Below are 20979 nucleotides of genomic sequence, written 5' to 3' on the forward strand. Positions count from 1 at the left end.
GCTGGATGGCGCAAACCGAATGGCTGCGATGGAGGGTGAATTAAACCCCGTTCAAGGGTTAGTCAATCGAATCAGAACGGTTTGACGACGACCAAAAACACGATGATGACAACGGCTATACCCGGCACCTCGTTGAGCATTCTCATAGCCTTGTTACTTACCCGACGCTCACCCCTAACCAACCGTTTGGCGTATGCGCTGAGCCAGCCATGATATCCCGATAGGACAAGGACGAGCAGAAATTTCATCTGAAACCAATGTTCTACGGCAGCACCGCTACTAATGAGCAGAGCCAGTCCAAAAGCCCAGACCGCTACCATCGACGGGTTTAGAATGATGGAGATCAGTTTACGCTCGCGGTCGATCCAGATAGCATTTTCAGGAGAATCCCGATCGGCTTCCTGATGATAAGCAAAAAAACGAGGAAGCATAAACAGCCCCGCCATCCAGAAGACAACAAAAATGATGTGCGCAGCTTTTACCCAGAGATAAGCACTGCCCAGAAATCCGATCATCCCCGCACTCGCTTCAGAACCTGTTCGACATGCGCGATCGGCGTATCGGGCAAAATGCCGTGACCCAGATTAAAGATATGGGGCCGGGCTGCAAAAGCTGCAAGGATAGTATCGACAGCTTGATCGAGTTCCGCTCCGCCAGCAATCAGTACAAGAGGGTCGAGGTTGCCCTGAACCGGAAGACCGGCCGGTAAATTTGCATGCGCCCAAACCGGATCAACCGTTTCGTCTATACCCACCGCGTCGACGGCAGTTCCCGTTGCATAGGCTGCCAACTTACCGCCCGCACCCTTCGGAAACCCGATAATTGGCGTATTTGGATGGCGCGCGCGCAAACCATCGACAATCCGTCGGTTAGGGGCAATTACCCATTGGTCGAACTGAACAGGCGAGAGGGTGCCCGCCCAACTGTCGAATAATTGCACGGCGTCGACACCCGCCTCAACTTGACCCGACAGATATTCTATTGTGGTTGTCACGATTGCATCGATGATCGCGGCAAACGCAATTGGGTCGCGATAGGCGAGGCGGCGCGTTGCTGCCTGATCTCGACTGCCCTGACCCGCTACCATATAAGTGGCAACCGTCCAGGGACTACCAGCAAAGCCTAGAAACGTCGTCTCGGTAGGCAAGGTAGCACTGACTCGTCTCACGGTCTCGTAGATGGGCTGTAGACGCTCTGGCGCCGGCGTAAGCGCAGTCAGTGCTGTATCCACTAGTTGTGGAGCGAGACGCGGGCCTTCGCCTTCCTCAAACCAAAGATCCTGACCCATTGCGTGCGGCACGACGAGAATATCGGAAAACAGGATCGCGCCGTCGAAACCGAACCGCCGTATTGGCTGGAGTGTGACTTCTGTAGCTGATGCAGGGTCATAGGCCAGATCGAGAAAGCCACCTTTTTGAGCACGCAACGCGCGATATTCAGGGAGGTAGCGACCAGCTTGTCGCATGAGCCAGACCGGAGGCGGATCAAGTCGTGTACCACGGAGTACGTCGAGCAGGCGCTTGGCCGGTTTTTCAAGATCGGACAGGGCGTCTCATCCTTAAAGATATAGAGATAAAGAGAAAATGAAGATGTTGTAGAGCGGTGTTTTGCGGGGCTTATCGTCTTCACCTGACTCTGCCAACAACTAGTCGGAATCGGGACTCGTGGATTCGCTGCGATTCGATGATTCAATACCCGTTATCCACAGGATACTGGTTAGGATTGTAAGCTGTGGATAGTCGTGGGGTCGAAACAAAGCTTGTGGGCATCAGCGCTCATAACTGAGTTATCGGTCTAACTGCCCTAGCCAAAGTCCATAGGGTTATGCACAGGTTATCAGCGATGAGTCGTCTTCACCTCCACCTTGTATCGGATTCTACCGGAGAAACGCTGGAGATGATGGCAAAGGCTGCTTTGGCGCAGTTCGATGGTGTTGAAGTCCTGAAGCATTTCTGGCCGATGGCGCGGAGCGAAGGACATATTGAACGTGTTCTGGGTGAGATAGCGCATTCCCCCGGCCTCGTGATGTACACGCTAGTCAATCGTGACCTCAGACGAAAATTTGAAAACGGGTGCCACGCGCTTGGTTTGCCCGCAGTGGCTCCACTCGATGCCGTCAGTGACGCACTTTCAAATCTTCTTGGTCAGGCGGCAAAGGCGCGTCCCGGGCGTCAACACGTCCTTGATGCTGCTTATTTTGCGCGTGTTGACGCGATCCAGTTTACGATCGCGCATGACGACGGGATAAACTGGGAGAATTGGGAAGAGGCCGATATTCTCCTTGTAGGAGTGTCGAGAACCTCGAAATCTCCCACGTCGATCTATCTCGCCAATCGTGGATTCAAAACCGCAAACTTTCCGCTTGTTATCGAATCGCCCACACCGGAATTGCTGTTCAATTTGAAAAATCCACTGGTTGTGGGTCTCGTGACGAGCGCGGATCGCCTTATTCAGATCCGACGCAATCGTTTGTTGTCGCTCAATCAGGCACCCGAAACCGATTACGTTGACGAGGAAGCCGTTGCCCGTGAAATCGCATTCGCACGACGAATTTTTGCCGATAATCAATGGCCGGTCATCGATATGACACGCCGATCCATCGAGGAAGCCGCCGCTGCCATCATCGCACTTTTCGGCGAACGTGATTCTGCGATATGACAATAGTTCTCGCATCGTTGAGCGCCGCCCGTCGCACGATGCTAACAGCCGCAGGTGTAATATATGATGCTGTTGCGGCAGGCGTCGACGAGGAAGCAGCGAAACAGGCGTTGCGAGCCGACGGATTGGCCGCCCGGGATCTTGCTGATGCACTGGCCGAGTTAAAAGCCGTAAGGATTTCGGCACGTCGACCCGGCGATCTCGTACTTGGTTGCGACCAGACACTTGCACTCGATGATGGTACCATGCTCGATAAGCCAGGCACGGCCTTGGCGGAACAGTTGCGGCTGCTCTCGGGAAGGACGCATTCCTTATACAGCGCGATCGTCGCCGCTGAAAATGGTCAGCCGATATGGCGTAGCGTCGATCGCGTTAAGCTGACCGTCCGACCGTTAAGTGAGGTCTTTATTGCGGATTATGTTCTGCAAGAGGGTGAGTTTGTCGCGGGCTGCGTAGGCGGTTATCGGATCGAGGGGCTTGGTGCACAATTGTTTTCCAAGATCGAGGGCAGCCATTTTACAATTCTTGGCCTGCCGCTTTTACAACTGCTGGATTGGCTACGAAGCCGTGGGATGATGCCGTCGTGACAATGATATATGCCGAGGTCATCGGTGATCCGATTTCGCATTCGAAGTCACCGTTGATCCACAAATTCTGGTTGGCAAAGCTGGGACTGGAGGGGGATTATCGGGCCACTCTGGTGCCACCTGACGATCTGGAACAGTTTATTGCGCGTCGTACAGCCGATCCGAAGTGGCGTGGATGCAATGTGACGATTCCCCATAAGATTGCGGTGATGGATCATGTGGCTGATCCGGGCGACGTGCGACAATCGATAGGCGCTATGAATACGATTGCCCGTGTCGAAGCGGGTAATTTCATCGGTACCAACACCGATGCCGCCGGGTTCTATGCCCCAATCGCAGATTTGAAACTCGAAGGAGCGAGCGTTGCCGTCATAGGAAGCGGGGGTGCGGCCCATGCCGTGTTGTTCGCGCTCTCTCGTTGCGATGTGGGCAACGTTTCGCTACTGGCGCGAAATCCGTTAAAGGGCGCAGGGCTTTTAGCGCGCTTTGGGCTGAAGGGATCGATCCACAAACTGGATGCTCCTCTTCCGCCGGTCAGTCTGCTGGTTAACGCAACGTCGCTTGGAATGACTGGTCAGGCGCCATTATCGATCGACCTGTCCCCGCTCCCCGAAGACGCTCTCGTCTATGATCTTGTCTATGCGCCGTTGCTGACGCCCTTGCTTGCGGCGGCGGAACAGCGCGGTCTGGATACGGTCGACGGCCTTGAAATGCTGATCGGACAGGCAGCCTTTGCATTCGAGCTGTTCTTCGGCGCTGCCCCGCCCCGTCAGTTCGACGATGAACTGAGAAAGATACTCGTCGCATGATGATCGTCGGTCTCACAGGTTCGATCGGGATGGGAAAATCGACTGTAGCAGCCATGTTTCGCGCGAGCGGCGTGCCGGTGTTCGATGCCGATGAGACTGTTCATATCTTGCAGGGCCCGAACGGTCTGCTGCTGCCTGAAATTGAATCTGCGTTTCCTGGGACTACAAATGCCGCCGGGGTTGATCGGGTAAAACTGGGCAGCGAAGTTTTCGGTGACGATGATGCGCTCCGGCGCTTGGAAAAGATCGTGCATCCAGCAGTTGCGGAGGAACGCGCAGTCTTTCTGGCCGCAAACCAAAGTTCAACGGTCGTCATTTTTGATATCCCGTTATTGTTTGAGAAAGGTGGCAATAAAGCGGTCGATGTTGTCATCGTCGTTTCTGCGTCGATTGAGGTACAGCGAGCCCGTGTGCTGGCTCGCCCTGGCATGACGGTTGAAAAGTTCGAACAGATTCTCGCTCGCCAAACACCCGATGCGGAGAAGCGTGAGCGGGCGGATTATGTCATCGATACCGGAACCCCGCTTGATGTTACCCGACAGCGCGTTGCAGAAGTCATTGCTTGTCTGGCTTCTCGATAAGCGCGATAAGATAACCGATGCGCGAAATTGTTTTTGATACCGAAACTACGGGGCTTGATCATCGACAGGGTGATCGCGTTGTTGAGATTGGCTGCGTCGAACTGATCAATCGCGTTGAAACCGGCCGAACCTATCATGCCTATTTCAACCCTGGCATGGCGATGCCGAGCATTGCCGAACAGATTCACGGTCTCAGTGATGCTTTTTTGTCGGACAAGCCAGAGTTTCACGAAACCGTTGAAGATCTGCTCGACTTTTTGGACGACAGCCCGCTCATCGCTCACAATGCGATGTTCGATTGGGGATTTCTCAATCACGAGCTTGGCGAATGTGGGCGGATGCATATTCCGCTGTCTCGGATTATCGATACGCTGGCGATGTCGAAAACCCGGCATCCGGGTGCCAAACACAGTCTCGATGCACTCTGTAACCGTTATGGCGTGGATCGCAGCCAGCGCCTGAAACATGGCGCATTGCTTGATGCCCAATTGCTGGCACAGATTTATGTCGAACTGACGGGCGGGCGTCAGATCGGACTGGAAATCGGTCTGGATGCAAAACCAATGGCACCAGCGCCAATACAGCAGGCCGTCCCGGCTGCGCTGAACGGGCGCCGACCGCGCGGCCATGAAATTTCAACCGAAGAACGCATCCGTCACCGCCTTTTTGTTGCTCGCCTGAAGGAACCGCTCTGGGCGCAGGGCGATGGGTGGCACGAACCGACAGTCTCACGCGTTGATGCGAGAGCCGACACGGCATAGTCTCATGCCGTTCCCTTTGTTCAAGGAGTCGAACCCAATGGAAATTCGCGTATCTGGCCATCAGGTCAACACCGGCGATGCGCTCCGCGCCCATGTCGAAGAGCGACTTCAGGGTATCGCGCAGAAATATTTCGCGCGAGCGATCGCGTCGCACGTTACGTTCGGACGTGGACCACGCGACAATGGTTTTTCCTGCGATATCGTCGCCCACGTCATGCAGGGCCTGATCCTGAAAGGGTCGGGTAACGCGATGGAAGCCCATCCTGCCTTCGATGAAGCCGCCGAAAAGATCGAGCGCCAGTTGCGCCGTTATATGCGGCGATTGAAGGATCATAAGGGTGGTGCGCCCGTTGAAACCGCCGAACCGGCAGAAGCTGGTTATCAGGCGGGCTACACCGTCTTCGAAGGCGCCGATGAGGAATCCGAAGTCAGCGACCACCCCGCAATCGTTGCCGAAACCCGCGTCGATGTGCCCGATGCGAGCGTATCTGACGCGGTAATGATGCTCGATCTGCGCAACACCAATGCTCTGCTTTTCAAAAATAGTGGGACGGGATCGTTCAATATGGTCTATCGGCGCGGCGATGGCACGATCGGATGGGTAGAGCCGCAGCGCGCGGCGTGATCTCCCCAGTCGAATCGGCCGATACCCAATTCGGACCAAATATGAACGACTTGATTGATTTCCTTCGTCCCAGCGCTGTGGTTGCAGCGCTGGCCGTCCCGACCAAAAAGGCTCTGTTTCAGCTGTTGGCGACGCTTGCCGAAACTGCCCACGGCGTCGATGCGGCGCTTGTCGTCGAACGATTGACTGAACGCGAGCGACTGGGCTCGACAGGATTTGGCGGCGGTATTGCAATCCCGCACGGCAAGATCGAAGGTCTCGATCATGTCGTGGGGGTTGTCGCACAACTTGCCGAGCCCATCGACTTTTCGGCCATCGACGATTTACCTGTCGATCTGGTTTTCATGCTGCTTTCCCCGGTCGACGCGGGTGCCGATCATCTGAAGGCACTTGCTCAGGTCAGTCGGGCCCTGCGGGACAGGACATTGGTTGCAAAGCTGCGCGGTTCGGCGAGCAATGATGCCCTGTTCGCATTGTTCGCGGCTGGCGAAACGCGCGATGCAGCCTGACGAGCAATCGCAAAGCGGGGCTGGAGCACATCATCGTGCACTGGAGTCGCTCTATCGATCTGCGCCGATCAATAAATTATTCCCGTCGACCCTCCATATTGTCGAAGATGGATTTGCGCGGATAAGTTTCGCTGTCGGCCCCGAACATTATCACGCTGCCGGCGCGGTCCACGGAACGGCTTATTTCAAGATGCTCGACGATGCTGCGTTCTACGCGGTGAACAGTCTCGTCACTGATCGGTTTATCCTGACAACCGCTTTCAACCTGCTTTTCACAAAACCACTTAAAGCAGGCGTCGTTACTGCCGAAGGCCGCTGGATCAGCGGGCAACGACGTGTGTTCGTCGCAGACGCGCGGCTCATCGATGCCGATGGCGAGGAAGCGGCGCGAGGTACTGGCACGTTCATGCGATCGAGCATCCCTCTCTCGACTCTGCCGGGATACGCGCGACCGTGACGGCTCGGCTCACGAGCGCAATGCTGGTGAGCAGTTTGATTCGACTGGTGGCGCAGGCTGGCGGCAACGCGGTTGTGCTTTCAAAAGGCGACCCGGACGCTGGCGCGATCCTGTTGTTTTGCACTGAGCGTGGCGTTTTCACGTCAATCCAGGAACGCATTCTAAACATGGAAGGTCGATATTGCTGGCAGTCCGTCGGACCAACCGCCACCGACTCGTTAACTGAGGTTGATGCGTATTTAAGCCGCCGCAGGACGAGAGACAGCGATATGTGGTTAATCGAACTGGACATCGCGAATGCCGAACGGTTCGCCGCTGAAACGATCGCGATTGATTGACTCTATTGCGCTGCACAATGACAGGGGCGATCTTTCCAGTGCGACACCGCGCTCTCGTTCCCGTGTTTTTTGGGACTCGTGCGGACCGTAGTCGGAAGGATGATCAGGGCCCGTTGTTTGTTTTGCCCTGCGTACGATCATCCAGCCGCCCGTTTTGAAGATTGAATGTCAGTTATTACCCGTGCCGCTAATTTTGCGGTGATTGCATTTTGCGCGGTTGCTGCGATGGGCGGCATTCCAGCGGGCACCGCTTCAGGTGCCATGTTCTACCCGCAGTCGTCAGAGACGGCGCGCTTTCCAATCGTTCCAACCGTCGTATCGCAGACAGATGTTGTGATTGATGATGGCAGCGAAATCGCTCCCTCGACGCTCCCCACGATCGACGTTCCAGCCGCATCGCTCTCCACGCTTGTCGATCGCTATTCGGACGACGACGCTGCGGCGGGTGGCGAACTTAACTGCTTGGCAAATGCAGTCTATTTCGAATCTAAGGGCGAGCCGCTGGCCGGTCAGCTTGCAGTTGCAAAAGTTGTTATGAATCGTTCGAAGTCGGGCCGGTTCGCACCCACGATTTGCGGCGTTGTAAAACAGCCGAGCCAGTTTTCTTTCGTGCGCGACGGTGGGTTTCCTACCGTGCGGAGCAAGCCGATGTGGCGCAAGGCTGTCGGCGTCGCTCAGGTCGCAATGAAGGGCCTGTTCGCCAGTCCCGCCCCGGATGCGCTCTACTTCCACGCCAAGCGCGTTTCGCCGCGCTGGGGCAAGCGCCAGGTAGCATCGGTCGGAAATCACCTTTTCTATCGGTGAATACCGATCGGTCTTCCCTCCGTTCCCCTCTCGTTCTAATCTGGTTGGATGCAATCGGCTGATTTCGAAATCCAACCGGCTTTGGACGTGCTTACCTCGACTGCCGATGTCGTGCGCGGCACTGCACGACTGTTGTTGCGTCACGACTGCCTGACAGTCACCGAAGTATCGCTTGGGAACGGACGTCGGGCAGATCTGATGGGCCTGTGTCCCAAGGGGTTTGTGACGATCGTTGAGGTTAAGACATCGCGCGCCGATTTGCTCGGTGATGCCAAATGGATCGAGTATCTCGATTACTGCGATCGATTCTTTTGGGCAGTACCGATTTCGCTGAGCGGCTTGCTGGATAGACCGGAAATGCTTCCGGATCGCGCGGGCCTTATCATTGCCGACCGTTACGATGCCGCGATCGTTCGCGAAGCCGTTTCTTTTCCTCTGGCACCTTCGCGTCGCCGCGCAGAAACGCTGCGTTTTGCCCGTCGTGCTGCCCGCCGCCTGCTCGGGGATCTGGATGACGGCGTTATCGTAGCAACCTAGTTCGGCCCGATTGCGGCCTTGGCGCGCGGGTGGGCTTCATCGAGTGCTTTCAGGATCAGCGACGCGCGCGGATCGCGTACGGCATAATCGCGCGCTGACATTCCGGCACCCGTGTCATGCTTGTTGGGGTTTGCTCCAGCCGCCAAAAGCAGCCGTACCGTAGTCATATCGCGGTTTTGAACTGCGCGAATAAGGGGTGTCTCGCCACCATTGTTCGCCTGATCGACCGTTGCACCCCGATCGAGCAACAATGATATTCCTTCGCTCCAACCAATGGAGGCTGCGAGTTGCAGCGGCGTATTTCCCTGTCCGTCGCGAATGTTCGGGTTTGCCCCCTTTGCCAGCAGGAAATTCAGCCAGACGATGTCGCGCCCTTTGGTCACGATATGGAGCGCGGCTTCCCCGGTTGCCGGGTCACGCGTATCGATGATTACCGGGCCGGAACCGGGCTTTGTAATGATGTCGGTGACCTTGGTGCCATCGCGATCCTTGACCGCTTTCAGAAAATTGAAACTGCCGCTGAACTGGGCTTGCGAAATCGCGGGCGTCAACAGGGCGGCAGCCAAAATCGCGCTTAGCACTCGAAAACGCATTTTCATCACCGATCACCCTGTAAACTGTCGCACACCCGTCTTGCGCAAGACGTACTAAAACCGCAAGGCTAGCCTCATCATGAACAAGCTCGCCATTTTGTTTTCCTGCACTCTCCTTGCTGCGTGTAGCCCGGCAGTTGCCCCAACACCGCCGTTGGCCGGAGCGAGGATCGGAGGGCCATTCACCCTGACCGACGAAAATGGCAAAAAGGTCAGCGATCGCGATTTCGCAGGTCGTTATCGCATCGTATATTTTGGATATACTTTTTGCCCGGACGTTTGTCCGACCGATGTCGCAAACCTGATGCACGGTTGGCAGCTTCTGGGAAAAACCGACCCTGCACGCGCTAATAAAATCCAGAGCATGTTCATTACGGTGGACCCGGCACGCGACACGCCCGACACGCTGAAGTCTTTCACGGCAAATTTCGATCCTCGTCTGATCGGACTGACGGGCACTCCAGAAGCGATAGCGGCAGTGACAAAAGCATATGGTGTGGCCGTTTCTGTCCAGAAACCGACTGCGCCCGGTGTCTATTTCGTTGATCATACCAATGCGGCTTATTTGATGGATCCGGACGGGAAGCCGCTGGCCCTGTTGCCCTCGGACGGAACGCCCAAGGCAATTGCCGACGAGTTGAGCAAATGGGTCAAGTAAAGGCACGTTTCTGGGAAACGACTCCGCTGGATCAACTCGATCGCGCCCAGTGGGAAGCTTTGTGCGATGGTTGCGGGAAGTGCTGCATCCACAAACTGGAAGACGAAGAAACCGGAGAGATGTTTCCGACAAACGTGGCCTGCAAACTGCTTAATCGGCACAGCGCACAGTGTTCGGACTATCGCAACCGTCACGCCTTTGTGCCGGACTGTATCCGGCTGACACCGGCAAAGCTGTCTGAACTCGACTGGTTGCCGCCGACCTGCGCCTACAAATTGCGCGGTGAGGGCAAGCAATTGCCTGGCTGGCATTATCTGAACACCGGTGACCGGGAAAGTGTGCATATCGCCGGGATGTCGGTGCGCGGCTGGACCATATCCGAACGCGATGCCGGCGATCTGGAATATCACATCGTCGACCGTGACGACCTCTGAGCTGATCTTTACCGGCGGCGGGCGCGAGCGACCGCTGAAGATCGTCCGTCGGCCACGGGCGCGGTCCATGCGCCTGACGATCGACCCGCGCGATGCCAGCGTATTGCTTAGCCTGCCATCGCGTGCGGCACTTCGCCCGGCACTGGCATGGGCCGCGGGCAAGCGTGACTGGATCGAAGAGGAATTGTCGCGTCTGCCGTGTCCGCAGCCGATCTCACCGGGAATGTCTTTTTCTTTGGGTGGTGAATCGGTTCAGCTTTTCTGGACGCCGGCAACGTCACGCACATTCCATCGATCAGCGGGGTTGCTGAAAACAGGCGGCCCGGAAGAAAGTCTGGCACCCCGCCTGTTACGGTATTTGCGACGTGAGGCACTGGTGGTTCTGGAACAGGAAACGCGAGAGCTTGCTACGCGGCATGGCATTGCGATCAGGAAAGTCGCTGTGGGCGATCCTAAGTCCCGCTGGGGAAGCTGTGCCTCATCCGGTGATATTCGATATAGCTGGCGGCTGATCCTTGCCCCCGCCGAGGTACGCCGTGCCACAGTCGCGCATGAGGTCGCACACCGCGTTCACATGAATCATGGATCGGCGTTTCATGCGCTGGTTGCTGAAATGCACGGTGCCGATCCAAAACCCGCGCGCCATTGGCTTCGCAGCCACGGCGCGGCGCTTCACTGGTTCGGGCGGGACGGCTGATCCTGTTCGTCATCGGGATTCCGATGATCCTGATTGCGGGACAATACGCCATCGATCCATTTCTGATTTAGCTCGGCAGGAGCCTGAACATCGGGCTGGCGATCAGAGTCCGGCGATTGGCTATCGGCTCCACGATCGATCGGCGCGCCGTTCTCATCGACGAATTGCCCTTCATCGACATTCCCGAAATAAGCCTGTTCATCGGGTTCCAACTGCCATTCCGGCAAAGTCACCTGTGTCTGGAACTGTTCGATCGGGCGCTTTGTCACGGCGACTTTCATGAACTGTGCAAAAGCCTGAGCCGGAGCGCGACCGCCCTGAAGCCCCGGGATTGAGTCCGCATTATCCTTGCCCATCCAGACACCCGTGGTCAGACCGCTGGAAAATCCGAGAAACCAGCCATCCTTGTTCGAACTCGTCGTACCGGTCTTCCCCGCAACGGGCCGACCGATCTGGGCGGCGCGCGCGGTCCCAGTGTTCACCGCCGTTTGCAGCAGGTCGATCATTTCTGCGGCAACCTGCGGCGAAACCAGCACATGACTGGTATCGCTTTGATGTTCGTACAAAAGCTTTCCTGCGCCTGTCGTGACTTTCAGGATGCCATAGGGTGCGACCGCAACACCATTACCTGACACGGATGCGAATGCGCGGGTCATGTCGATCAGACGCACGTCCGAAGTACCGAGGACCATTGATGGATGCGTGTTGATCGGCGTCGAAATTCCGAAACGCCGCGCCATATCGGCAATTGCCGAAGTCCCGACCTCAGCCCCGAGCTTTGCCGCAATCGTGTTCACTGAATAGGCAAAGGCGGTTCTCAAGTTAATCTCACCAGAGAATTTGCGTGACGAATTTCGCGGTTTCCATCCCTGAATATCGACTGGCTCATCGACCATCATGTCCGCAGGGGTATGCCCCGCTTCCAATGCTGCGAGATAGACGAATAGCTTGAACGCCGATCCTGGCTGGCGGACGGCCTGCGTTGCGCGATTGTAGATCGAGGCCACATAATCCTTGCCTCCGACCATCGCGCGCACCGCTCCATCGCGATCGAGTGCGACCAGTGCACCCTGCGCACCCTGTGGTGTATTGGCGCGGATGGAATCATCGGCCTGGCGCTGCATATTAAGGTCCAGCGTCGTCCAGACCTCGATCGGCTCACTGCTTTCGTCGATCATCGTATCGAGCTGCGGCAGCGCCCAGTCGGTGAAGTAGCGCACGCTATTTTGCTTCGGTTCGGGAGCAAGTGCCACCGATTCCGGTGCGGCATCTTCTGCCTGTTTTGCGGTTATGTCACCATGATCGCGCATGATGCCCAGCACGACCTGCGCCCGCCCAACGGCAGCGCTGGCATCCGCGCTTGGCGAATAGTTGGATGGTGCCTTGACCAGACCGGCGATAATCGAAGCCTCACCAAGCGACAGCGCATTGGCCGGGTGTCCGAAGAATTTTCGTGAAGCCGCATCGACGCCATAAGCGCCGCCACCAAAATAGACCTTGTTGAGGTAGAGTTCGAGCACCTGATCTTTGGAGAACTTACGCTCGATAGCGAGCGCCAGAACGATCTCGCGAATCTTGCGAGTCCATGTTTTGTTGTTGGTCAGGAACACGTTGCGGGCGAGCTGTTGAGTGATGGTCGACCCACCCTGTCGCCATGTGCCGCTCGTCAGGCGCACCTGTATGGATCGCACGATGCCGATGGGGTCGACGCCGGGATGAGACCGGAATCGGCGATCCTCAACGGCGACCATCGCTGTTTTCATCGTGTCGGGAATCTGGTCGATACTGAGCCACTGGCCGTAACTCGGGCCGATCGAAACCAATACGGTGCCGTCGATCGCATGAACCCGGATCATCTGTCCGTTGGGTGAAGATTTCAGTTCGGAATAAGACGGCAGCGAGGAATAGGCGATCGCAACCGCAACGATCAGCGCGATCAGGCCGAGGATCGCGGCAAACAGCCCGATACGGAAAATACGACCCAGCCAGCCGAAGCGCTTTGGGATGGAGGGATTGTTGCGCGACGCCATCGAACGTCGGGAGTTAGCCGTTAACCCTGCCAGTCACAAGGTGCGGCGGTATCAAAAGGCAACGGTCAGTACACGATGTCATTGGTCTCCGATTCGGGTTGCCTGCGCGAACAAGTTGGCGAGACTCGGCGCAAACTGGAGAGTTCTGACAGCAAATCCCGCTGACCACGGCTGCTCTCCCCGTTCCCAAAGGAACCGTGCGACAGCGACTGGCCGTTTTGTGCGAGCGGCGAATGACCGTTGATATTGTGGAGCCGCTGCTCCGCCGCCCATATTCCACGCCTTTGCGGCCGCTATACCGCTCGCGATGGCAATCCCCATGCCTTCCCCCGCAAGCGACGGGATAACTGCGGCCTGATCGCCAATGCGAAAGAGACCGGACCGGGTGTCGAGCGCCCGCCAGCCATATGGAACCGATGCGATGGCATCAGGTTCTGGGCCCGCGCCCCACCATGCCAGTCGATCCGCAAGCGCTGGGTTCGCGGCGGCCAGTTCGGTAAGCAGAGCGCCGGGTTTGCCCCCCGCTTCCGCAAGCCGCGACTTCCGGACGGCCATGCACAGATTTGCACTGCCGTCCTCTTGCAACAGCAAACCAGCATAGCCTCGATCGAACATGTGTAATTCGATGCTGCTGCCGATTAATGCGGTGAGGCCCGAATTGGGAGCGATGCGAACACGAAGGCCGAGGGTGGGATCGTTCCCGCCGGATTTGGGCCTTGCCTCGCCACGCACATCGTATTTGCCGGTTGCCAGAAAAATATCGTCCGATTCAATGTTTCCGCAATCAGTGACGACTGACGCCCCTTCGACGTTTCGAACGGTCGCAATTTCCAATGTCGCTCCCGCAGCCAATGCATGGTCGAGCATGATCGTGTCGAGCCTGTGACGCGAGAGTCCAATCGCCGCCGCAGGTAACTGAGCACTCGCCATCAGTTTTCCCGCAAAGACGCGAACATGATCTATTGCATGGCCTCCAAGCTCCTCCGTGTTGATTCCCAATCGATCAAGCTGCTGCAATGTGCGCCAGCTTAGGAACCCACCGCATAGCGCGTTGCCAATCAGGCGCTGGCGTTCGATGATTAGCGGCTGGGTACCGTTGCGGCCCAGCGTGATCGCGGTCGCCGACCCCGCAGGGCCGCCGCCGAGAATCAGCGGATGGCTTCGACGCACAGGCGAAACGGAAAGACACACCGGACTCGGGCATTGGCAACGTTGGCTTCACGAAATATCGCAGGCCATTCATCCGGACGATAACTTCTCGCGATCGAAAGTTGCCCGTCATGGCGCACGATCGGATGCCAGCGCATCAACGTCGCCAGCACCGGAAAACCCATCCATGCAAATCCGTGCCGGTGAAGGTCGTTGATAAACCATCCGATGCGAGATTCGCGGTCCATGAAACGCAGGAAATTTATGAGCTGATCGTGCGACATATGATGGGCAACGAGGCTTGAGACGATAAAGTCGAACTTCTCACCAGCGAGTCCCGCATAGTCTCCGGCCCGATAGTCAATTGACAGACCGGGCGGGGTAGCTGCTCTGCCAGCAGCGACGCTGTTGGGGTTGAGGTCGATCCCCACGAGATCGGCAGCGATACCCTTTGCCGACGCCCATTTGGAGATGGTCCTCAGCATATCGCCCTCTCCAAAACCCACATCGAGCAGTCGAAACGACGTGCGCGATTTCAGGGCTCGGCCCAGAAATTCCAGAGTTGGTCGCCGCGCCATCGTCAGTGTGTTGACCGCCGCGAGATCGTGAAGCACAGTGGTATAGGTGTCAGGCGCAAGGTCGGGCGCGTCCATCATCTCCTCGGCAATGGCGCGCTGTTTCAACATCAGGTTTCAGTCCAGCCAAACCGTAATCCTTCGGCAGCAAGTCCCGGTCCAAAAGCCAGCGCCACGCCCGCGACGGGACGGCGCTCCATCATCTTGCCCAATACGAACATCAGCGTCGAAGACGACATGTTGCCGAAATCCTCCAGAACCTGACGCGATGCATCCAGCGCATTTGGCGAAAGATCGAGTGCGGACTGCACTGCATCCAGAATCGACCGGCCACCAGCATGGACGGCCCATCCATCGATCGTTTTGGCATCCACGCCCCCTGTCAGAGCGCGGCGCGTGTCCGGGTCGGCCAATGCTTCGCCAAGGCGTGCGGGTACTGCTCCCGACAATTGCATGACAAAGCCGGTGTCTCCGATTGCCCAGCTAATCAAACCGCTGGAATCCTTTATCGTTGCCGCGAATGGATCACCCAGCAGCAATCCGCTGTCCTTTGCTGAAACGATTGCCGCTGCGGCACCGTCTCCAAATTGCAGCATCGCCAAAAGTGGCTCGATAGTCAGATCCGCCTGCAGGTGGAGCGTCGACAGTTCGACGGTGACGACCAGCACGCGTGCATCGGGTTCCGACCGGACGATGTGGCGCGCGGTCTTCAGGGCTGTGACCGCGGCATAACATCCCATGAATCCGATCAACGTCCTCTCTACCGACGGGGAAAGGCCGATCTGTGCTGCGATGATCTGATCGATCCCCGGTGCTACAAATCCCGTACAACTCGCAACCACCAGATGCGTGATGCTGCCCACATCCGGAAGTTGTTCGATGGCGCGGATCGCCAGTGCCGGCGCGGCTTCTGCATAAAACGCCATCCGCTGCGATGTCGGTGGCATCAGTCCGTTCTCGTAAAATCCGCCATCATCGACCGGCGACCCACCCTCGGACGCTTTCGGCAGAACCGACCAGCGATGCACGATGCCTGCGCGGTGCGCCATCCGTTCGAACAACGCCGATTCGCGGCTGCCATCAAGGCGTGCGCGCGCCCAGCCGATAAATGCCTCATGGATATCGTGTGACGGAACCGCCGTACCGATGGCATTGATTCTTGGTTGTGCGACCACGTTTGATACTGGCATCCTGACAGGAACGCGGCAACGGGCAAAATGACTACAATCGCACGTAGTTAACGGGCTGTTGATATTGCTGGACTAGCTTTGGGGAATGGACCTCCGCGCGCTCGTTTTCGTTGTCTTTCTTTGGCCCTCTCAGGCTGTGGCTCAATGCCGGCTTTGTGCGCCATCGACAGCGGCGGCTGCGTCCGCGCCATCACGGGCCCTTACGATCGAGATAGAAACTGCGCTCGATTTCAGCCGGGCAGCGCAAAGCGGGCGTGGTTCCGGCAGCATTGCCGTCGATGAGCATTCAGGTGCGCGATCGGTCAATGGCCTTATCGATCTGGGGGGCATGGCCCTGAAGGGAACCGTGGTGCTGACCGGCGAACCTTTTCGTCACGTTCGAATCAGCCTTCCTGCCAGCATTCGATTGAGTGCGTCCGAAGGTGATGGCGCCGATGTTGTGGATTTGCGGACCGATCTTTCACCCGACCCGGCCCTCGATGCCAGCGGATCACTGAAGTTCTCGTTTGGCGGTCGGTTGATTGTTTCAAGCCATTCATCGGGCGATCTGCGCGGCCGCATCTCTATCGCCGCCGACTATCAGTAACGTGCGCCAGACTTGCAACGAACCTTAAAGGCACGTTTACCAAAAGCCGAAATCCAATCTGAACGCCCGCCGGTGCAAAGGGTAATTCGCGACGGGACGTGGGGTCCTTTCACGCTGGCTTTACGCCAGTTAACTAACCGGGGACCAACCTGTTATGACTATTCGTACGTTCAAGGCCGTTCTGGCCGGCTCCGCCATGCTTGCGCTCGGGCTAAGCGCAAACGCCGCTCAGGCAGCAACAGCAACGGCAAATGCCAAGGCTCAGATCCTTAAGGCAATCACCGTCACAAAAACCGCCGATCTTGATTTCGGCACGATCGTTTCTGGTGCAGCCGCTGCCAACGTCACACTGACGAGCGCTGGTGCTCTTACTTGCGGTGCCGGGCTGGTTTGCGCTGGTACGCCTGTTGTTGGAGCGTTCGGTGTTACCGGAACGACTGCTCAGGTCGTCAACGTCTCGACAACGAATGCCAGCCTTACCGGCCCAGGCGCTGCTATGGCTGCAACCCTGTCATCTTCGGTAAGCTCGCTGACGTTGACGGGTATTGCCGCTACCGATGCGTTCAAGGTCGGCGGCGTTTTGACGGTCGGCGCGAACCAGGTTGAGGGCGTTTACGCTGGCAGCTTTACGGTAACCGTAAACTATCAGTAACAGGTCGTAATTCATCTGATCGAGCAAAGCCCGTCGGCGAAAACCGGCGGGCTTTTCTTTGCCTGCAAACGCCTTGGTTAGCGGAATCTAAACCAGATTTCGCCATGATGATCCCACTGGCTGCCTTGGCCAGCGGGGACCAACCGATGCTATCATTCCAGCGGAGCGCAACTGCGCTTGCTCTCATAATCTTTGCCCAGCCCGCATTGGCGGTTGGGGATCTGCTCGTCGCTCCGACCCGCGTCATTCTCGATGGCGGTCGTGGGACAGAGCTTATTCTGAACAATATCGGCACCGAGACTGCCACCTATCGCATCTCGCTTGAGTTGAGGCGCATGACGGGGAACGGGCAACTCGACGAAGTTTCTCCCGAAGCGGTGACCGAAAAGGAAAAAGCGACGCTGGCAATGATCAGCTATGCGCCACGCCGGGTCGTCCTGCCGCCCAACCAGCCGCAGGCCATTCGGATTGGCGCACGTTTTGCTGCCGATCTGCCCGACGGCGAATATCGTGCGCACATGCTGTTCCGGGCGATTCCCGATGCCAAGGCTGCGACCACCACGACACAGGTGAAGGACGGACTGTCGATCTCACTCACGCCGATCTATGGCGTGACGATCCCGATCATTGTCAGGAAGGGCGCGTTAAAGGCAAGCGCCGCGATTTCCGATGTGCATATGGAGAAAACGAAAGAAGGCCCAGCGCTTTCGTTCACATTGGCGCGCAGCGGCGACCGGTCCACTTACGGTCGGATCAGGGTAACAAAAGCGGGTCAGGCCAAACCGCTCTATGATGCGCGCGGCATCGCGGTCTATGCCGAAGTCAGCCAGCGAACCGTCGCGCTCCCTATTCTGGACCCCGCGGTCGCCGCTCAGATGACCGGCCCGGTAAAGGTGGAATATCTCGAAGATGGCGAAGCTGCCGGTGGCTTGATTGCCGAAACCAGCGCGGTACTGCGCTAGGATAGCGAAGGCCTGCGGGCTCGCACGATGAACCGGTTTTTCCAGCGGACAGGACAGGCGCTTGCTGCGTTTGCGGCATTGGGGGCGGGCGCTTACAGCGTTCCGGCCCGCGCTGCGTTTTCGGCGCCCGTTACCGCCGTGGCATGGACGGCCAACCCCGACGACGCGCTTCTGTTCGAAATGCGGTTGAACCAGTATCGACTCGGCGACGGTGTTCGCGGCTATGCGACTCCGACAGGAATATGTGTCGATTTCGCCGATGTCATCGTCGCGCTCGATATTCCAGTTCGCCTCGATAAACAGTCGCGCCGCGCGACGGGCTGGGCCTTTGATGAAGGCCATACACTGGTGATCGATCGAAACACCGATAGCGAACATATCACGAACGGCGTAGGCAAAGTCGCGCCGAACGATATTCAGGATACGCCAGAGGGCTGGTGTGTCTCCACGACCGCGCTCTCCCGGTGGCTGGGGGTGAAACTAGAGGCCGACACAAAAAACGCGCTCCTTTTTGTCAGGTCGGATCGCAAATTACCGCCCCAGCTTGCTGCCGAACGCCGCGCCCGAACGGCAATAAGTCGGCCAGTGTTCGACCTTGCAAGTCTCCCGCACTCGATCGCGCAATATGGCGGTATCCGCGCCCCCTCCGTCGATGTCATCGCAAGCATCGGGGGGCTGCGCGATCATCTCAGTGGAAATCGTCTCGATACCCAATATGAGGTTTTCGTTTCGGGTGAAGTTGGCCCCGTCGCTTATGACGCGCGGCTTTCGTCGTCCGGCAAAGGTTTGCCGGACAGTGTCCGCTTGCGGGCATATCGAACCGACCCGACAGGAGGGTTGCTTGGACCGCTACACGCGACAAACTTCGCAGTCGGCGATGTTCAGGGCATGTCCACCGCTCTGGTAGCTCAGTCGAGTATTGGCCGTGGTGCTTCCATTACAAATCGGCCGGTCGAACGAAACGATAATTTCGACAAGACTGATTTTCGCGGCGAGCTTCCCCGTGGCTGGGATGCGGAATTGTATCGCAACGGCCAGTTGCTCGCTTTTGCCAACGACCGCGCGGATGGACGTTACGAATTCCTCGATGTCCCCCTTCAATACGGCCAAAACCGGTTTGAGGTGGTGCTATACGGCCCACAGGGACAAGTGCGGCGCGAGGTTAAGTCAGTACCTGTTGGGATCGACAGCATCCCGCCGCGCAAGACGTTTTATTGGGCAGGGGTAGAGCAGGCCGGGCATGATCTGATCAATGCGACGGATTCCACCGTTCTCCCCAGTCTCGGCTGGCGCGCGGGCGTGGGACTTGAAAGAGGCATCGACGCCAGAACGTCTTTCGCGACTGTACTGCACAGTATCGTAAATGAATACGGCGTCCGTCAGGATTATGCCGAAGGGTCGTTACGCCGCGCAATCGGCCCGGCGCTCGTCGAAGTATCGGGCGCGCAAAGTCTTTCCGGCGGAACTGCATTGCAAGCGCAGATGCTGGGCGAGTTGGGGAAGACTCACGTTGAAGCGACAACGATCTGGGCCGGTGGCGGCTTCACCTCGGACCGCATCCTGAACGATGTTACCGGCATCCACGAAATTGGCCTCGACCGCTATTTCGGTAACGGACGCACGAGCGTGCCGATCCATATCGACGCCCGCTACACGACGCGAGCGACCGGGCCTGACAGTCTGGAGGTCACTGCCCGTTCCTCCGCCGGTTTCGGTCGCGTCTCAATGACCGGCGAAGTGGCGTGGCGACAGGATCATACGTATTTCGGACCTGATCCGCCCAGCGACATCGAAGCCAGCATTCTTGCCAACGCGCGAATCGGGCGCTTCCGGCTGCGCGGGGAAACACATTTCCGTATTTCTCCAGAAGCGCGTTTCCAGTCCGCGACGCTCGTTGGCGAATGGTCGGCCGGCGGCGCACTCCTGCATCCGAACGACTGGCGTGCGGAAATCGGATATGATCGCGACCTGCACAGAGCGCGCGCAGCGATCGGTTATGTGCGACGCTTCGACCGCATGGCTGTGTCCGCCAGTGGCGAGGCGGCGAGCGATGGCTCGCTGGCCGCCGGACTCAGCGTTGCCTTCAGCCTTGGACCCGATCCACGGGCAAGCGGGGGCGTGCGGCTTACATCGGACAAGCTGGCATCGCACGGCTCGACTCTGGTGCGCGTATATCGTGACATCAACGGCAACGGGATTCGCGATCCCGGCGAGCCGCTGGAAAAGAACGTACAGATTTCTGCGGGTCGAATCCCCGTTGAGAGCGTGACCGATGCGAATGGAGAGGTCATCGTCGATGGCCTCGAACCCTTTCAGCCGGTGTTGATCGGCGTCGACGGCTCATCGCTTCCCGATCCGCTTGTTCAGCCATCGACTCCGGGGCTGGTCGTCACGCCGCGTCCCGGCGTGGCGCTGGTTATCGAATTGCCGCTCGTCAGTGCCGGCGATATCGACGGAACTCTGGTGCGCGCTGGCGGCGGGACAATGGAAGGCATGGATCTAGAACTCATTACCGTTGAAGGGCGCGTGGCCGCCACGACGCGGAGCGATTTCGACGGATTCTTCCTGTTCGAAGGTGTCCCATATGGACGCTACACGGTGCGCATTGCACGGCTTTCGGCGGAGGCCGTCAAGGTATCGGTTGCACTGAACACCGCTGCGACAGTCGATGCCCATACCCCGTCGGTTCATCTTGGAGGCGTCGCTGCGCAACCGGGCGAGACGCGTCAGGCGGTGAAATGACAGTGCGGCTACCGTTTCCCACGCAAACCCGCTAATCGGCCGCCA

General features: G+C 57.8%; 25 protein-coding genes. 18 read left to right on the top strand and 7 right to left on the bottom strand.

Annotation, left to right across the window (positions count from 1 at the left end; genetic code table 11):
* Positions 1 to 71: 71 nt before the first annotated feature.
* Together D3Y57_RS12335 and hemE are read right to left on the bottom strand one after the other, a co-directional pair.
* Complete coding sequence (locus D3Y57_RS12335; protein ID WP_121155857.1) at positions 72 to 512, bottom strand: CopD family protein; 441 nt, start codon at positions 510 to 512, stop codon at positions 72 to 74.
* Positions 512 to 1546 carry a uroporphyrinogen decarboxylase gene (gene hemE, locus D3Y57_RS12340; RefSeq protein ID WP_121153236.1) on the bottom strand — a complete coding sequence of 345 codons (1035 nt, stop codon included), beginning with the start codon at positions 1544 to 1546 and terminating at the stop codon, positions 512 to 514. The genes D3Y57_RS12335 and hemE overlap by 1 nt, the downstream gene beginning before the upstream one ends.
* Positions 1547 to 1842: 296 nt before the next feature.
* On the opposite strand from hemE, the gene D3Y57_RS12345 reads away from it, so the two are divergent.
* From D3Y57_RS12345 to D3Y57_RS12395, 11 genes are all read left to right on the top strand, one after another.
* Positions 1843 to 2658 carry a pyruvate, water dikinase regulatory protein gene (locus tag D3Y57_RS12345; RefSeq protein WP_121153237.1) on the top strand — a complete coding sequence of 272 codons (816 nt, stop codon included), beginning with the start codon at positions 1843 to 1845 and terminating at the stop codon, positions 2656 to 2658.
* Complete coding sequence (locus D3Y57_RS12350; RefSeq protein ID WP_121153238.1) at positions 2655 to 3245, top strand: Maf family protein; 591 nt, start codon at positions 2655 to 2657, stop codon at positions 3243 to 3245. Before D3Y57_RS12345 ends, D3Y57_RS12350 begins: the two co-directional genes overlap by 4 nt.
* 2 nt (positions 3246 to 3247) lie before the next feature.
* The gene (gene aroE / locus D3Y57_RS12355; RefSeq protein ID WP_121153239.1) at positions 3248 to 4054 is read left to right on the top strand and encodes a shikimate dehydrogenase; all 807 of its coding nucleotides are present in this window, start codon (positions 3248 to 3250) and stop codon (positions 4052 to 4054) included.
* The gene (gene coaE / locus D3Y57_RS12360; RefSeq protein ID WP_121153240.1) at positions 4051 to 4635 is read left to right on the top strand and encodes a dephospho-CoA kinase; all 585 of its coding nucleotides are present in this window, start codon (positions 4051 to 4053) and stop codon (positions 4633 to 4635) included. The genes aroE and coaE overlap by 4 nt, the downstream gene beginning before the upstream one ends.
* Before the next feature lie 17 nt (positions 4636 to 4652).
* Positions 4653 to 5396, top strand: a complete 744-nt coding sequence (dnaQ, locus tag D3Y57_RS12365) for a DNA polymerase III subunit epsilon (protein ID WP_121153241.1) — start codon at positions 4653 to 4655, stop codon at positions 5394 to 5396.
* 37 nt (positions 5397 to 5433) lie between these two features.
* The gene (hpf, locus tag D3Y57_RS12370; RefSeq protein ID WP_121155859.1) at positions 5434 to 6021 is read left to right on the top strand and encodes a ribosome hibernation-promoting factor, HPF/YfiA family; all 588 of its coding nucleotides are present in this window, start codon (positions 5434 to 5436) and stop codon (positions 6019 to 6021) included.
* A 41-nt stretch (positions 6022 to 6062) separates the two neighbouring features.
* A complete protein-coding gene (locus D3Y57_RS12375; protein ID WP_121155861.1) occupies positions 6063 to 6530 on the top strand; it encodes a PTS sugar transporter subunit IIA in 468 nt (155 codons plus the stop codon).
* Positions 6520 to 6987 carry a PaaI family thioesterase gene (locus D3Y57_RS12380; RefSeq protein WP_239026050.1) on the top strand — a complete coding sequence of 156 codons (468 nt, stop codon included), beginning with the start codon at positions 6520 to 6522 and terminating at the stop codon, positions 6985 to 6987. The genes D3Y57_RS12375 and D3Y57_RS12380 overlap by 11 nt, the downstream gene beginning before the upstream one ends.
* Positions 6988 to 7007: 20 nt before the next feature.
* Positions 7008 to 7325 carry a DUF1491 family protein gene (locus tag D3Y57_RS12385; protein WP_239026076.1) on the top strand — a complete coding sequence of 106 codons (318 nt, stop codon included), beginning with the start codon at positions 7008 to 7010 and terminating at the stop codon, positions 7323 to 7325.
* Between the two features lie 165 nt (positions 7326 to 7490).
* Positions 7491 to 8129, top strand: coding sequence for a cell wall hydrolase (locus D3Y57_RS12390; RefSeq protein ID WP_121153244.1), 639 nt, complete (start codon positions 7491 to 7493; stop codon positions 8127 to 8129).
* Between the two features lie 48 nt (positions 8130 to 8177).
* Entirely contained in the window at positions 8178 to 8666 is a 489-nt protein-coding gene (locus tag D3Y57_RS12395) for an MmcB family DNA repair protein (RefSeq protein WP_121153245.1), read from the top strand.
* Here the strand turns inward: D3Y57_RS12395 and D3Y57_RS12400 are convergent.
* On the bottom strand, positions 8663 to 9265 hold the full coding sequence (locus D3Y57_RS12400) for an ankyrin repeat domain-containing protein (protein ID WP_121153246.1): 603 nt from the start codon (positions 9263 to 9265) through the stop codon (positions 8663 to 8665). The genes D3Y57_RS12395 and D3Y57_RS12400 overlap by 4 nt on opposite strands.
* Positions 9266 to 9338: 73 nt before the next feature.
* Here D3Y57_RS12400 and D3Y57_RS12405 point away from each other — a divergent pair, with 73 nt between their 5' ends.
* From D3Y57_RS12405 to D3Y57_RS12415, 3 genes are read left to right on the top strand one after another with little or no spacing between them, the layout of a single operon-like run.
* Positions 9339 to 9917 (top strand): SCO family protein, encoded by a 579-nt coding sequence (locus D3Y57_RS12405; RefSeq protein ID WP_121153247.1) that lies wholly within the window; start codon positions 9339 to 9341, stop codon positions 9915 to 9917.
* Positions 9905 to 10351 (top strand): YcgN family cysteine cluster protein, encoded by a 447-nt coding sequence (locus D3Y57_RS12410; protein ID WP_121153248.1) that lies wholly within the window; start codon positions 9905 to 9907, stop codon positions 10349 to 10351. The genes D3Y57_RS12405 and D3Y57_RS12410 overlap by 13 nt, the downstream gene beginning before the upstream one ends.
* Positions 10305 to 11048 (top strand): M48 family metallopeptidase, encoded by a 744-nt coding sequence (locus D3Y57_RS12415; RefSeq protein WP_121153249.1) that lies wholly within the window; start codon positions 10305 to 10307, stop codon positions 11046 to 11048. Before D3Y57_RS12410 ends, D3Y57_RS12415 begins: the two co-directional genes overlap by 47 nt.
* On the opposite strand, the gene D3Y57_RS12420 is transcribed toward D3Y57_RS12415, so the two are convergent.
* The 4 genes from D3Y57_RS12420 to D3Y57_RS12435 form a co-directional block, all read right to left on the bottom strand.
* Entirely contained in the window at positions 11024 to 13078 is a 2055-nt protein-coding gene (locus D3Y57_RS12420) for a transglycosylase domain-containing protein (protein ID WP_121153250.1), read from the bottom strand. The genes D3Y57_RS12415 and D3Y57_RS12420 overlap by 25 nt on opposite strands.
* Positions 13079 to 13156: 78 nt before the next feature.
* Positions 13157 to 14248 (bottom strand): FAD-dependent monooxygenase, encoded by a 1092-nt coding sequence (locus D3Y57_RS12425; RefSeq protein WP_121153251.1) that lies wholly within the window; start codon positions 14246 to 14248, stop codon positions 13157 to 13159.
* Entirely contained in the window at positions 14227 to 14913 is a 687-nt protein-coding gene (locus D3Y57_RS12430; RefSeq protein WP_205590125.1) for a methyltransferase domain-containing protein, read from the bottom strand. Before D3Y57_RS12430 ends, D3Y57_RS12425 begins: the two co-directional genes overlap by 22 nt.
* Positions 14913 to 15977 carry a type III polyketide synthase gene (locus D3Y57_RS12435; protein ID WP_121155863.1) on the bottom strand — a complete coding sequence of 355 codons (1065 nt, stop codon included), beginning with the start codon at positions 15975 to 15977 and terminating at the stop codon, positions 14913 to 14915. The genes D3Y57_RS12430 and D3Y57_RS12435 overlap by 1 nt, the downstream gene beginning before the upstream one ends.
* Before the next feature lie 100 nt (positions 15978 to 16077).
* Here D3Y57_RS12435 and D3Y57_RS12440 point away from each other — a divergent pair, with 100 nt between their 5' ends.
* From D3Y57_RS12440 to D3Y57_RS12455, 4 genes are all read left to right on the top strand, one after another.
* Entirely contained in the window at positions 16078 to 16578 is a 501-nt protein-coding gene (locus D3Y57_RS12440; RefSeq protein ID WP_121153253.1) for a DUF4402 domain-containing protein, read from the top strand.
* 154 nt (positions 16579 to 16732) lie between these two features.
* Positions 16733 to 17230 carry a DUF4402 domain-containing protein gene (locus D3Y57_RS12445; RefSeq protein WP_121153254.1) on the top strand — a complete coding sequence of 166 codons (498 nt, stop codon included), beginning with the start codon at positions 16733 to 16735 and terminating at the stop codon, positions 17228 to 17230.
* A 104-nt stretch (positions 17231 to 17334) separates the two neighbouring features.
* Complete coding sequence (locus D3Y57_RS12450) at positions 17335 to 18192, top strand: fimbrial biogenesis chaperone (protein ID WP_239026051.1); 858 nt, start codon at positions 17335 to 17337, stop codon at positions 18190 to 18192.
* Between the two features lie 27 nt (positions 18193 to 18219).
* Positions 18220 to 20934 (top strand): MSCRAMM family protein, encoded by a 2715-nt coding sequence (locus D3Y57_RS12455; RefSeq protein WP_121153255.1) that lies wholly within the window; start codon positions 18220 to 18222, stop codon positions 20932 to 20934.
* Positions 20935 to 20979 lie beyond the last annotated feature (45 nt).

Source organism: Sphingomonas paeninsulae, assembly GCF_003660165.1.
Classification (GTDB): domain Bacteria; phylum Pseudomonadota; class Alphaproteobacteria; order Sphingomonadales; family Sphingomonadaceae; genus Sphingomonas_O; species Sphingomonas_O paeninsulae.